Source organism: Bifidobacterium sp. LH_512 (genome assembly GCF_056356435.1).
Genome location: NZ_JBKEUE010000001.1, coordinates 450566 through 464277 on the forward strand (window position 1 = coordinate 450566; position 13712 = coordinate 464277).

13 protein-coding genes are annotated in these 13712 nt (G+C 58.4%); 9 read left to right on the plus strand and 4 right to left on the minus strand.

What is annotated here, in order from left to right; all coding sequences use genetic code 11:
• Positions 1-4: 4 nt before the first annotated feature.
• Positions 5-1525, minus strand: a complete 1521-nt coding sequence (gene purF, locus AC1AWD_RS01965) for an amidophosphoribosyltransferase (protein WP_476563374.1) — start codon at positions 1523-1525, stop codon at positions 5-7.
• A gap of 181 nt (positions 1526-1706) precedes the next feature.
• On the opposite strand from purF, the gene AC1AWD_RS01970 reads away from it, so the two are divergent.
• From AC1AWD_RS01970 to AC1AWD_RS02010, 9 genes are all read left to right on the plus strand, one after another.
• The gene (locus tag AC1AWD_RS01970) at positions 1707-3329 is read left to right on the plus strand and encodes a Y-family DNA polymerase (RefSeq protein ID WP_476563375.1); all 1623 of its coding nucleotides are present in this window, start codon (positions 1707-1709) and stop codon (positions 3327-3329) included.
• Complete coding sequence (locus AC1AWD_RS01975) at positions 3326-3514, plus strand: hypothetical protein (protein ID WP_476563376.1); 189 nt, start codon at positions 3326-3328, stop codon at positions 3512-3514. Before AC1AWD_RS01970 ends, AC1AWD_RS01975 begins: the two co-directional genes overlap by 4 nt.
• A 128-nt stretch (positions 3515-3642) precedes the next feature.
• On the plus strand, positions 3643-3933 hold the full coding sequence (locus tag AC1AWD_RS01980) for an ArsR/SmtB family transcription factor (protein ID WP_476564531.1): 291 nt from the start codon (positions 3643-3645) through the stop codon (positions 3931-3933).
• Positions 3934-3965: 32 nt separating this feature from the next.
• Positions 3966-4928: a permease gene (locus AC1AWD_RS01985; RefSeq protein WP_476563377.1), complete on the plus strand. Its 963-nt coding sequence runs from the start codon at positions 3966-3968 to the stop codon at positions 4926-4928.
• 19 nt (positions 4929-4947) lie between these two features.
• Positions 4948-5295 (plus strand): thioredoxin family protein, encoded by a 348-nt coding sequence (locus AC1AWD_RS01990; RefSeq protein ID WP_476563378.1) that lies wholly within the window; start codon positions 4948-4950, stop codon positions 5293-5295.
• A complete protein-coding gene (locus tag AC1AWD_RS01995) occupies positions 5292-5726 on the plus strand; it encodes an arsenate reductase ArsC (protein ID WP_476563379.1) in 435 nt (144 codons plus the stop codon). The genes AC1AWD_RS01990 and AC1AWD_RS01995 overlap by 4 nt, the downstream gene beginning before the upstream one ends.
• Positions 5727-5851: 125 nt before the next feature.
• The gene (locus tag AC1AWD_RS02000; RefSeq protein WP_476563380.1) at positions 5852-6517 is read left to right on the plus strand and encodes a YczE/YyaS/YitT family protein; all 666 of its coding nucleotides are present in this window, start codon (positions 5852-5854) and stop codon (positions 6515-6517) included.
• A 348-nt stretch (positions 6518-6865) separates the two neighbouring features.
• Complete coding sequence (locus AC1AWD_RS02005; protein ID WP_476563381.1) at positions 6866-7819, plus strand: hypothetical protein; 954 nt, start codon at positions 6866-6868, stop codon at positions 7817-7819.
• A gap of 59 nt (positions 7820-7878) precedes the next feature.
• Positions 7879-8556, plus strand: coding sequence for a PspA/IM30 family protein (locus AC1AWD_RS02010; RefSeq protein WP_476563382.1), 678 nt, complete (start codon positions 7879-7881; stop codon positions 8554-8556).
• Between the two features lie 164 nt (positions 8557-8720).
• Here the strand turns inward: AC1AWD_RS02010 and AC1AWD_RS02015 are convergent, their stop codons facing one another.
• The 3 genes from AC1AWD_RS02015 to AC1AWD_RS02025 all read right to left on the minus strand — a co-directional run bounded on the left by AC1AWD_RS02015 (position 8721) and on the right by AC1AWD_RS02025 (position 13711).
• The gene (locus AC1AWD_RS02015; RefSeq protein WP_476563383.1) at positions 8721-9221 is read right to left on the minus strand and encodes a methylated-DNA--[protein]-cysteine S-methyltransferase; all 501 of its coding nucleotides are present in this window, start codon (positions 9219-9221) and stop codon (positions 8721-8723) included.
• 78 nt (positions 9222-9299) lie between these two features.
• On the minus strand, positions 9300-9743 hold the full coding sequence (locus AC1AWD_RS02020) for a cytidine deaminase (RefSeq protein WP_476563384.1): 444 nt from the start codon (positions 9741-9743) through the stop codon (positions 9300-9302).
• Between the two features lie 245 nt (positions 9744-9988).
• Positions 9989-13711: a phosphoribosylformylglycinamidine synthase gene (locus AC1AWD_RS02025; RefSeq protein ID WP_476563385.1), complete on the minus strand. Its 3723-nt coding sequence runs from the start codon at positions 13709-13711 to the stop codon at positions 9989-9991.
• Position 13712: the final 1 nt, after the last annotated feature.

A 13712-nucleotide genomic window follows, 5' to 3' on the forward strand; every position in this document is an offset into this window, starting at 1 on the left:
TCGTCTACTTGTCCATGTCGTGCTGGAGGACCGGCACAGCGTATTCGTTGCCGATGTACTTGCTCTTGTACAGGGCGAATTCAGGAAGACGGATACGGTCTTCCGGAGTGAGGGACTTGAGGAAGTCCTCTTCGTAATCGTCGAGCGCGGTCGGATAGTCGCCGTTGAAATAGGCGACGCACAGGCCGCCGTACGGCGCATCCTCCTGCAGATTGATGGATTCGACAAGACCGTCCAGCGAAAGGAACGCCAGCGAATCGGCGCCGATGTAATCACGGATCTCATCCACGGACTTTGTTGCGGCGATCAGCTCCTTCGTCGTGGAGATGTCGATGCCGTAGAAGCACGGATACTTCAGCGGCGGCGAGCTGATACGCATGTGCACTTCGGCCGCTCCGGCCTCTTTCAGCAGTTGCACGATGCGGCGGGACGTGGTGCCGCGCACGATGGAATCGTCGATGACGATGACGCGCTTGCCTTTGACGACGCCGCGCACGGCGGACAGTTTCATACGAACGCCCTGCTCACGCAGCTCCTGCGTCGGCTGGATGAAGGTGCGTGCCACATACTGGTTCTTGATAAGACCCATTTCATTTGGCAGGCCGGATTCTTCCGCATAGCCGGAGGCCGCGGACAGCGAGGAGTTCGGCACGCCGATCACCATGTCGGCTTCGACCGGCGATTCCTGGGCAAGACGCGCGCCCATGCGCTTGCGGGCGGAATGCACGTTCACGCCGTAGATGTCGGAATCGGGACGTGCGAAATAGATGAATTCCATCGAGCAGATGGCCAGCTGGGTGGAATTGGTGTACTGGATGATCTGATATCCGGAGTCGTTGATGACGACGATTTCGCCCGGTCGAATGTTGCGAACCAGTTCGGCGCCGACCACATCGAGCGCACAGGTTTCGGAGGCGAGCACATATGCGCCGTTCTTCATACGGCCCAGTGACAGCGGTCGGAAGCCGTTCGGGTCGAGCGCTCCGATCATCATGTCCTGGGTCATCAGCAGGTATGCAAACCCTCCGTGGACGATGTTCAGCACTTCCTTGAGCTTTTCCATGAAGGTCGGCTGCATCGAGCGCCGGATCAGATGCATCAGCACTTCGGTGTCGGAATTGGAATGGAAGATGGCGCCGGTGTCTTCAAGCTTGCGGCGCAGCGAAGTGCAGTTGGTCAGATTGCCATTGTGGCATAGCGCCATGTCGCCGTCGTGGAAGCGGAAGATGAATGGCTGAATGTTGTCGGCCGATCCGGAGCCGGCGGTGGCGTAGCGCACGTGGCCGATGGCCCTGTCGCCTTTCAGTCGTTCGATTTCGTGTTCGTCGCTGAACACCTTGGTCAGCAGGCCCATGCCGCGGTGCCCAATCAGGCATCCGTTGTCATTGGACACGATGCCGGCGCCTTCCTGACCGCGATGTTGCAGTGCGTGTAGACCGAAATATGTCAAACGGGCGGCATCAGGATGACCCCAGACTCCGAAAATGCCGCATTCCTCATGGATGTCTTCGAGCTCAGCAGACATGCAAGCAACTCCTTGAAGGACGAAGGGAGTATTACCCGTCCACGATAGCAACGAGTGTCTACACCTGAATGCGAGGTCGTGCCGTATTCGTACAATTGTTCGAACGATGTTATATGGAAAGGCATTCAAAGCGCAGATGATGGAGTGCGGCGTTGAAGCCGCGATGTGACGGGAGGCGGCAATGGGAACGGCTTACGCCGGAAACGATGGGGATGGCGAGCGGGCGCGCGCATATATCGCCATAGACCTCAAATCCTTCTATGCTTCTGTGGAATGCGTGGAGCGTGGCCGTGATCCGCTGACCACTAATTTGGTCGTCGCGGATTTGTCGCGCACGTCAAAAACGATATGCCTGGCGATTTCACCGTCGATGAAGGCGTATGGTTTGCCGGGGCGAGCGCGCTTGTTCGAAGTCGAACGGGCGATGGCCGACGTAAACGCCGAACGGATGGGACATGCGCCGCGGCATCGTTTTCTTGGCGAATCCGATGATGCGATGCGACTTGCCGCGGATCCCGCATTGAAAGCATCGTATATCGTCGCCAAACCGCGCATGTCACATTATCTGCAGCGTAGCGCTGACGTGTATGGCGTGTATTTGCAGTATGCGTCGCCCGACGATATTCATGTGTATTCCATTGATGAGGTCTTCATTGATGTGACGTCGTATTTGAAAGCATTCGGCGGCAGTGCGCATGAGATGGCGGTAAGCATGATACAAGATGTGCTGAAAGCCACCGGAATCACCGCTACTGCTGGTATCGGGCCGAACATGTATCTCGCCAAAGTCGCCATGGATATCGTCGCCAAGCATATTCCCGCTGATAAGGACGGTGTACGCGTGGCAGAACTGGATGAGATGTCGTATCGCAGATTATTGTGGGGTCATCGTCCGCTCACGGATTTTTGGCGGGTCGGGCGAGGATACGCCAAGAAACTGGAAGCGCAAGGCCTGATGACCATGGGCGACATCGCACGGTGCTCGCTTGGACGAGCCAGCGACTATTACAACGAAGACCTGCTATACCGTATGTTCGGTGTCAACGCGGAACTGCTTATCGACCACGCGTGGGGATGGGAACCGTGCACCATGGCCGACATCAAGGCTTACAGGCCGCAAGGCAGTTCCCTAAGCTCCGGGCAGGTATTGCAGCATCCCTACGATTGGAAACATGCAAGGCTGGTCGTGCGCGAAATGACCGACGTACTTACGCTGGAACTGGTGGACAAGGGGCTGACCGCGCATCAGGTCGGGCTATATGTCGGCTATGACACGACGTCACAAGCGGCCGCAGCGGCATCGCGCGATGCCGTGCTCGCATCCGACTGGTATGGCAGAACCGTACCCAAGCCAGCATCCGGCGGCGCTGATCTGGGCGAGTACACCTCATCCACGCATGCCATTGTGGAAGCGATGATGAAACTATATGACCGAATCGTGAATCCGCAGTATGCGGTGCGACGTATCAATGTGGTTGCGGCAGATCTGAAAGAGATGAAAGCCGGGGCATTCGGGGAATCCGGGGAAAATGACTTGGGGGACGGCGTGGAAAATGACATGCCTGTCATCGAGGCCGGCGGGCATGGCGCATACGAACAGCCCGACCTGTTCGCCGAGGCGGAAAGCGAAGCCTCCGACAAAGAGGGACTCCGGCAATTGCAGCGCAAAGAACATGACGTGCAGCGGGCCTTGCTGGCCGTAAAGCACAAATTCGGCGCCAATGCGGTCATCAAGGCGATGAATCTGGAGGAAGGCGCCACCGGCATGCAGCGCAACAATCAGATCGGAGGCCATGCCGCATGACGTTGCAGCGTACCGACCTTTATGACGACATCGTCGATCTGCCGCATCATCGTTCCGCAACGCATGCGCCCATGCTGCGCCAAAACCGTGCGGCCCAGTTCATGCCGTTCGCGGCCCTGACCGGTTATGAGGAAATCATTCGCCAAACAGCCTTGGACAACGAGCTTCGTACTGAAAAACGTTGATGTCTTGAGGATGTCTGTGGCTGTCGAATTTTTGTCTGAGCGAACGACATATATAGACGATGGTCTATGTATGGTGTATTGTTCCTTATATAGATACTCATCTATGTAAGGAGGTGCTTGTGAGCACGATGGACATCGCGTTGATGTGCAGGGCCCTCGGGGACTCCAATCGCTTGAAGATCGTGCGTCTGCTATCGGGCGGGGAGCGGTGTGCCTGCGAGCTGTTGAAGGAGTTCGACATCACGCAGCCGACGCTTTCGCACCACATGAAGATACTGTGCGAATGCGGGTTGGTGGATGCCAGGAAAGAAGGGAGATGGAATCACTATTCGCTGAACCGCCCCGCGATGGAGGCGTTCAGCGGATACTTCGACGCGTTTTCCTGCACGAAAGAGGGAAGGTCGTGTGATTGCCGATGATATGGACATTCATCCAGGATCAGGTCCTGGGCATGAAATGGCTGAACGCATTGATCGGCGGCATGCTGTCTTCGATGGGCATGGACGTGGACGGACGTATCGGCGGCAGCCTGCAGTTCTTCATCTATGACGTCATCAAGATCACGGTCCTGCTTTGCACGCTGATCTTCGTGATCTCCTATATACAGAGCTTTTTCCCTCCGGAACGCAGCCGCCGTATTCTGGGTAGGTTCTATGGCCTGGGAGCGAATGTCATCGCCGCACTGCTCGGAACAGTGACCCCGTTCTGCTCCTGCTCGTCCATTCCGCTGTTCATCGGCTTCACCAGTGCGGGACTGCCTCTCGGCGTGACGTTTTCGTTCCTGATCTCCTCGCCGATGGTGGATCTGGGAAGCCTTGTGCTTCTGACGAGCGTATTCGGAGCTAAAGTGGCCGTCGCATATGTGATCGTGGGACTGGTCGTCGCCGTCGTCGGCGGCGGAATCATCGAACGGCTGCATATGGAACCGTGCATCGAGGACTTCGTTCGCAATGCCGCCGGCGTGGACATCGATTCCCCCGAACTCTCCGTTGGTCAGCGACTGTCCTATGCGAAGGACCAGGTCGTTGAAACCTTCAAAAAGGTCTTTCCGTACGTGCTGGTCGGAGTGGGCATCGGCGCGTTGATCCATAACTGGATTCCGCAGAGCTGGGTCGAAACCTTGCTGGGCAGCGACAATCCGTTCGGCGTCATCCTCGCCGCACTGGTCGGCGTGCCGATGTACGCCGACGTCTTCGGCACCATTCCCGTCGCGGAGGCTCTGTTGTACAAGGGGGCGCAGCTGGGAACGGTGCTGGCGTTCATGATGTCGGTCACCACGCTGTCCCTGCCGTCTCTGGTCATGCTGCGCAGGGCGGTGAAGCCAAAGCTTCTGGCTGTTTTCATCGCGGTCTGCGTGGTCGGAATCGTTCTCGTCGGCTATCTGTTCAACGTTTTTCAATATATTGTGATCTGAATCAAAGGAGGAACGCATCATGGGACTGTTTTCAGACAGGAAGGAAACGAAACGCTGCGGCTGCAACTGCGGCTGCGGTGCAGGAAAGGATGATCCCGCACGATCCGTCAACGAGGGCGGTGGAGTGAAGGTGCTTGGTTCGGGCTGTGCGAAATGCAAGGCCTTGGAGGCTTCCGCCAGCGCCGCGTTGGCGGAGCTGGGCATGGACGATGCCATCGACCATGTGACGGACTTCGCGCAGATCGCCGCATACGGGGTCATGAGCACGCCGGCGCTGGTCGTTGACGGCACGGTCGCGTCGTTCGGCAAGGTTCTGAGCAAGGACGAGGCGAAGGCCGTCATCCAGGAGATACGGGGACGGCAGTGACGGATAAGCCTAAAGTGGCGTTCGTCTGCGTGCACAATTCCTGCCGGAGCCAGATCGCCGAAGCGCTTGGCAGGCATCTGGCTTCGGACGTATTCGAAAGCTACTCCGCCGGAACGGAAACGAAGCCGCATATCAACCAGGATGCGGTACGGCTGATGAAACAGCGCTATGGCATCGATATGGAAAGCACGCAGCACAGCAAGCTGCTGTCGGAGATCCCCGCGGTGGATGTGGTGATCACGATGGGATACAACGTGCAGTGCCCGTTCCTCCCATGCAGACTGCGTGAGGATTGGGGATTGGACGATCCGACCGGAAAATCCGACGACGAATTCAACGCGGTGATCGACGCGATCGAAGCGCATGTCCGACAATTGCGGCTGCGGCTGTCCGACCACGAATTCGGCGGTCGGGAGATCGCGCCGAAATAGACGCATTCCGGCGGAAGTTCGGGATGCTCCCGGCCACGGTCCGCTCCTTTGCATGGCGTGTAGCGGGGAAGGATTCATATGCTGATGTCCTTCCCCGTTTTAGAATGTGCAGGGAAGGAGACTGTGTGAATCATATCGCGCAACGGTTCGGCATTTTCGTGGCCGGCGTCATCATCAACTCATTCGGCATCGCCCTGATCACCAAAGGCGATTTGGGAACATCGCAGATTTCCAGCGTTCCTTACGTGCTGAGCCTGAGATTCCCCCTGAGCTTCGGTGCGACCACGTTTGTGATCAACCTGCTGTTCATTCTGTTGGAGATTGTTTTGCTGCGGAGGAATTTCCCCGCGGTGCAGCTGCTGCAGGTCGCCGTGAATCTGGTGTTCAGCGTCATGATCGATGTGAGTACGGCATTGCTTGGTTTTTGGCATGTGACCGCGATGTGGCAGCGCGTGGCGTGCGTCGTTGCCGGTTGCATCGTGCTGGGCCTGGGCGTGGTGATTGAAGTATCGCCGAATGTGCTGATGGTACCGGGGGAGGGAGCTGTGAAAGCGTTGTCCACGGTCAGTGGAGTGGCATACGGTACGACCAAGATCATCTTCGATGTCACCCTGATCGTCATCGCCGTGGTCTTGTCGTTTCTGTTCTTCGGCACATTGCAGGGCGTCGGCTGGGGCACCGTCGTCTCCGCGCTATGCGTCGGCTCGGTAATCAATCTGATCAACCGGTGGTTCTCGTTCCCGGAACGCATCCGGTCGTTGGCATTGGTGACCGACGCGAATTCCAAGTGACTCCGCCTGCCGTTATCGCCACGAGAGTTAATTCGGCTCTGCTCAAGACCCGACCGGTACAATTGGTGTATATCCAACGAAGGAAGGGACCATCGCATGAGCAGGGCAGGTGCGGGACGAGGCGGCGGCCGCTCGTCCAGTGGTCATGGTGGCGGCCGTTCATCCAGCGGCCATCGAGTGGGTGGAGGCCGGGCCGGCAGAGGCTTCTCCGGTGGCGGTTATCATCGGAATCATCATGATGTCCCCTCGAACGGCGGCTTCTTTACAGGCCCCTTCAATCCGAATCCATATGGGAGGCCACGTCCGCCTCGACTGCCGAATATCCTGATTTTCAATACTTCAAATCCCATGCCGTCCCAGCCGGCATCGCCGGCGAATCCTGGATTCAATCCGCAAGGCACTCCCACGATTCCTTTCGACCGGCAGCCGATATCGCCGTATCCGCAACGGCGTCGCAACGGCTCCCTGCCGTGGATCATCCTCAGTGTCATCGTCGTGCTGCTCATTATCGTGTTCGCATGGCGGGGCTCATCGTCTTTCGGCAGCGCCGCCATTCCGTCAAGCACGGTGAATCGCGAAAAGGTGGATACCGGTGTCGCGTTTCGCAACGATTGCGTGGAAGACGAGCTTGGCTGGTTCGACAATGTCGCGTCGACGGAGCGTCGATTGCAATCCTTCTATGACGAAACCGGCATCCAGCCGTATGTCGTATTCCGCGCGTATGACGCTTCCTTGACCAGTGATTCGCAGAAGCAGGATTACGCCGAACAATGGTATGACGGCAACATTGACAACGAAGGCACGCTGCTGTTCATGTACTTCGCGGAAGAGGACGTCGATGATGACGTCGGGTTCATGGCATTGGTGAACGGCAAACAGATTTCGTCGGTGATGGACTCGGAGGCCATCGACATTTTCTGGGCGTACATCGACGAATACTGGTATTCCGATATGTCGACCGATGATCTGATGGTGACAGTATTTGATAAGACGGCCGACCGGATCATGCGCCGCAGTCTGACCGGTACCGACGTCGCAGTGGCGGTGGTGATCGGTGCGGTCATCATCGGCGTCGCCGTGACGGTAGTGGTGCTGGTACGGCAGAAACAGCAGCGCGATCGGCAGAAGGCTGTGGAAACCGAACGGATCCTGAACACACCGCTTGACGATTTGGCTGATCCCACGCTGGCGAAATACGAATCCTCAATACGGCGGGATGGCGCAGCCGTCGACATGCAGGGCATGGGTCCGGCGTCGCCGTCATCCGATGCGCCGCAGCCTTCTCGACAACCGACGCAATGATCCCCTTACCAGCCATTCGACAATCATCCCAATAACCATCACCAAGGAAGGCGGACAACATGGGCATCCTTCAACGATTCAGCGACATCATGCGCAGCAACATCAACGCACTGCTCGACAAATGCGAGGACCCGGCGAAAATGGTCGACCAGATGCTGCTCGACCTACGCCACGATTTGGCCGAAGTCAAAACCGAAACCGCCGGCGTCATGGCGGACGCCCGTAGCACGAAACGTCAATTGGACGATTGCGATGCGACGATCGCGCGATACGATCAAGCGGCACGCGCCGCGTTGCAGGCCGGCAACGAGACGGACGCCCGCGAACTGCTGGCCAAGAAGCAACAGTATGAGCAGACGCGCGTGAGCCTGTCCAACGCGTACGAGCTCGCGGACACGAACGCGACGAAGATGCGGCAGCTGCATGACAAGCTTGTCGGCGACATCGGAAGTCTTGAAGCGCGTAGAAGCGCCATCAAGGCGAAGATTGCGGCTGCGAAGGCGCAGGAACACGTCAATGACATCACGAGCGGCGGAGACCGCGCACGTTCCTCGATGGAGGCCTTTGAACGCATGGAGACAAAGGCGGACCGCATGCTGGACGCGGCTCAGGCGAAGGCCGAACTGAATACGGTGGCCGGTTCCACGGATGAGCTGGCCGACAGATATCTGACCGGTGCCACGTCTCCGTCCGTCGACGATGAATTGGCCAGAATGAAGGCTGAAATGGGTCTGTAGGCGCATCGGCGGAATGGCTCCATACCGTTTTGCGGTCACTATCTCAGGGCGGGACAAGACATCTTGTCCCGCCCTTTTCCGCGTATGGACGCTTCGCCTGATAAGGGATGCATCGGTGTGTCAATTGATGGAGCCGAGACACTGTTTTCGATTGAAAACATACTCTATGCACTGGCTCGTTCCATTGCGAGCAGTCTCTTCTTTCTTTCGATGCCTCCCGCATATCCCGTCAGAGCGCCGTCCGATCCCACAACGCGATGGCAGGGAATAACGAGCGCTATGGGATTATGCCCTACAGCACCGCCGACGGCCTGGGCGGACATCGTCGGACGTCCCTGCCGCTGTGCCACTTGCTGCGCGATCTCACCGTACGTCATGGTGCATCCATATGGAATGGTCAACAGGATGTCCCATACCATCGTGCGGAACGGGGTATCCCGCACGTGCATCGGAGGTATGAAATCAGGTGCCTCTCCGTCGAAATACGTATCCAGCCAACGGATGCATCGTTCGAAAATCGGCAGAGGATGCTCCTCATAATCCTTCGCAAGCGTGCTTCCGAAATGCTTTTGTCCATCAAACCAAAGGCCTGTGAGCTGCGTCCCGTTGCTGGACAGCGTGATACCTCCCAAAGGCGACATATAGCGGTATATGTACACCAGCACCTCCGAACGTTCTCCCCGGCATGGACTGCGTTGCAGCGTGCCGTCCGCAGTCCTCGAATCCCCGCAGACAGGGGCATCCTACTCTTTCCAATGTTCAAGCTCTTCGGCAGGATAGGCTGCAGACCAATGGTAGGGCTGTAGCTCCCTTAATTCCACAAATTTGGCCTTTTCCTCTTTCGTGGTGACAGCCACCTGCACGGTGTCTCCCCAAAAGCGAAGTCGTTCCTGACAGATTCCGCATGGGGACAGCACCTGATAAGGGGATTGCTCGCTTTCGCGGACCAAGCAGAGGCAGTGGGTCACCCGTTCATTGAACTTATGGGCTTCCAGCATCGCCCCGGTTTCAATGCACAGGACGGCGGAAGCATTGGCCGTTTCGATGGAGACACTTGTGTAATAGTTGCCGTTGGAGGTATGAACCACGCCGGCTCCTCCCCAGCCCATGGGATATCTTGTTGCTATCAGAGCCGCCGCCCTGCGATACATCTCATTTTCTATTTCTTCTATTTCCTGGTTGATCATGGGGCTGTCCTTTGTGGATTATTGCGATGAAGGGATTGCCACGAACATGAATGCGACGTGATCAGGAGAAGCACGGGACGGACGAGCACAAGCATGAACTTCGTCTCGAGAAGCTTCACCGGTCGGTCGAGAATCCGAATCGGAGCGGGCCTGGTTTCCCCCTCATCATCCATGTGAAAATCCCCGCATACAAGCCATATGCCGTATGCGGGGAATCAATCGTTTCGAGCCGTTGGTCAGTATCGTCAGGCGGTGAAGTACTCCACGCCTGCCTCGAACAGCGGCTGATACTTGTTGCCCGGCACGTTCACGTACAGGCCCTTGCCGGAACGCTCCGAATGGCCCATCTTGCCGAACACACGTCCGTGCGGGCTGGTGATGCCTTCGATGGCCAGCAGGGAGCCATTCGGATTGACATCCAGATCCATGCTCGGCACGCCATCCTCACCGACATACTGCGTGGCGATCTGGCCATTGGCCTTGAGCTGGGCGAGCACGTCGTCGGAGGCGACGAAACGGCCTTCGCCATGGGAGACGGCGACGGTGTGCACGTCACCGACCGAGGTCTTGGCCAGCCACGGGCTCAGATTGGAAGCCACGCGAGTGCGCACGAGGCGGGACTGGTGACGGCCGATCGTGTTGAACGTCAGTGTCGGGCATTCGGCGGTCATCGGCACGATATCGCCGTACGGCACGAGGCCCAGCTTAATCAGCGCTTGGAAGCCGTTGCAGATGCCCAGCATCAGACCATCACGGTTCTTCAACAGGTCGCGCACCGCTTCGGTGACGGCCGGAGCGCGGAAGAACGCTGCGATGAACTTGGCGGAACCGTCCGGTTCGTCACCGCCGGAGAAGCCGCCCGGAATCATGACGATCTGGCTCTTGTTGATTTCCTCAACCAATGCTGCGGTGGATTCGGCCACGGCGGCGGGGGAGAGGTTGTTCACGATCAGCGTCGACACGTCGGCGCCGGCACGTTCGAATGCGGCGGCCGAATCGTATTCGCAGTTGTTGCCCGGGAAAACCGGAATAACCACATGCGGTTTGGCAACGCCAGCTCCGACGTATACGGTCTTCTTTGCGGCTTCGAAGCTGACGGTTTCGACAGACTCGCCCTTGCCACGGTACGGGAACACCGATTCGATGCCATGCTCCCAGGTCTCCTGCACGTGCGCCAAGTCCAGACGCTCGCCGGCGGCTTCGAACACATACTCTTCGGTGGTGACGCCGATTTCGCCGACTTCAACGAGGTTGGAGGCAGCCGGAATCTTCGCATCGTCAGCCAGCTCCACAATGAAGGAACCATAGGCCGGAGCGAACAGGTCGTCCACAGCGATGCCGTCGTTGAGCTTCACACCGATGCGGTTGCCCAGCGTCATCTTGAACAGGGCTTCGGCGGTTGCGCCATAGCCCGGCGTAGACACGGACACGGCACCATGCAAGCCGGTGAGCTCCTCGACCAGCGAGAAGGCTTCCAGCAGCGAATCCTTATCTGGGGTCAGGCCATCGGCCAGATAGCGCGGAGCGATGCGCACGATGCGATGTCCTGCGCCCTTGAACTCCGGGGAGGTGGCGCGGCGCATGTCGCCCACAGCCACGGCGAAGGAGATTAGGGTCGGCGGCACATCAAGGTCTTCGAAGGAGCCCGACATGGAATCCTTGCCGCCGATCGCGCCCGCACCCAGGTCAACCTGTGCCATCAAAGCGCCCAACACGGCAGCCATCGGCTTGCCCCAGCGAGTCGGCTCGTCACGAAGCTTCTCGAAATACTCCTGGAAGCTCAGATATGCCTTCTCATGTTCGAAGCCGGCGGCCACCAGCTTCGCCAAGGACTCCACCACGGAAAGGTATGCGCCGGTGAACTGGTTCTTCTCCATGATGTACGGGTTGAAGCCCCAAGCCATCGCGGACGCGGTGGTGGTTTCACCGAACACCGGGAACTTGGCGACCATCGCCATCGGAGCGGTCAGCTGCTTGACGCCGCCGAACGGCATCAGCACGGTGCCCGCGCCGATCGTGGAGTCGAAACGTTCCGACAGACCCTTGTTGGAGGCCACATTCAGGTCGGAGACCATACGGTCCATGCGGTCGGCCAGCGTGCCTTCGTTCCACGGCGTGACGTAGGACGTCTGCGCTTCCACATGGGCGACTTGATGCTTCGGGGCACCGTTCGAGGCGAGGAATTCACGGGACAGATCAACGATCTTGTCGCCGTTCCACACCATCGTCATGCGAGCCTCTTCGGTCACGGTCGCGATGACGGTGGCCTCCAGGTTCTCTTCCTTCGCGTATCCGAGGAATTCATCAACATCCTCAGCGGCCACGTCCACGGCCATACGCTCCTGCGATTCGGAAATCGCCAGTTCGGTGCCGTCGAGGCCCTCATACTTCTTCGGTACGGTGTTGAGGTCGACATATAGGCCGTCCGCGATTTCGCCCACGGCCACGGAAACGCCGCCTGCGCCGAAATCGTTGCAGCGTTTGATCAGCTTGCACGCATCGCCGCGGCGGAAGAGACGCTGCAGCTTGCGTTCGATCGGGGCGTTGCCCTTCTGCACTTCGGCGCCATCCAACTCCAGCGATTCGACATTGTGCGCCTTGGAGGAGCCGGTTGCGCCACCAATGCCGTCACGGCCGGTACGGCCGCCCAGAAGAATGATTTTGTCGCCCGGAGCCGGGGTTTCACGGCGCACGTATTCAGCCGGGGTCGCCGCTACGACGGCGCCGACTTCCATACGCTTGGCCACATAGCCCGGATGATAGATTTCATTGACCTGACCGGTGGCGAGCCCGATCTGATTACCGTAGGAAGAATAGCCTGCGGCGGCGGTGGTGACGAGCTTGCGCTGCGGGAGCTTGCCTTCCAACGTGTCGGCGACCGGCACGGTCGGGTCTGCGGCGCCGGTCACGCGCATCGCCTGATACACGTAGGAGCGGCCCGACAGAGGATCACGGATGCAGCCGCCAATGCAGGTTGCTGCGCCGCCGAACGGTTCGATTTCGGTCGGATGGTTATGTGTTTCGTTCTTGAACAGGAACAACCAGTCCTGATCTTCGCCGTTGACATCCACCTTCACCTTGACCGTGCAGGCGTTGATCTCTTCGGACTCGTCCAGATTCTTTAGAATGCCGTTCTTCTTCAACCACTTCGCGCCGATGGTGCCCATGTCCATCAGGCACACCGGCTTTTCGTCGCGGCCGAGCTCGTGGCGCATTTCCATGTAGCGGTCGAATGCGGCCTTGACCACGGCGTCATCGATCTGGATGTCTTCCAGCTGCGTGCCGAACGTGGTGTGGCGGCAGTGGTCGGACCAGTAGGTGTCGATCACCTTGATTTCGGTAATCGTCGGATCGCGCTTCTCTTCGGTGAAGTATTCGCGGCAGAAACGCAGATCGGCCAGATCCATGGCCAGACCACGTTCGTCGATGAACGCCTTCAACGTGTCGTCATCCATGGAACGGAAGCCTTCGATGACCTCGACCTTGCCCGGAACCGGAACCTGAGCCTTCAAGGTTTCCTTGGTTTCCAAGCCGGCTTCGCGAGCTTCGACCGGATTGATCACATACTTCTTGATTGCGGCAACGTCTTCGGCGCTCAGATCGCCTTCCAGCGCGTACACTTTGGCGGAACGCACAGTCGGGCGTTCACCCTGGCTGATCAGCTGGATGCATTCGCTGGCCGAGTCGGCGCGCTGGTCGAACTGGCCGGGAAGGAATTCCACGGCGAATACGGTGGCGCCGCCGAAATCAGGCATGTCGGCGTACGTGTTGTCGACCGGCGGCTCACTGAACACAACCGGAACGGTGGAATCGAACAGCTCTCCGCTGATGCCTTCCACGTCATAACGATTCACGATGCGCACGCCTTCGAGGTCGTCGATTCCCAGAATCGTTTTCAGTTCGGTACCGAGCTGTTGCGCCTCGACGTCGAAGCCCGGCTTCTTTTCCACATAAACGCGAAAAACCACT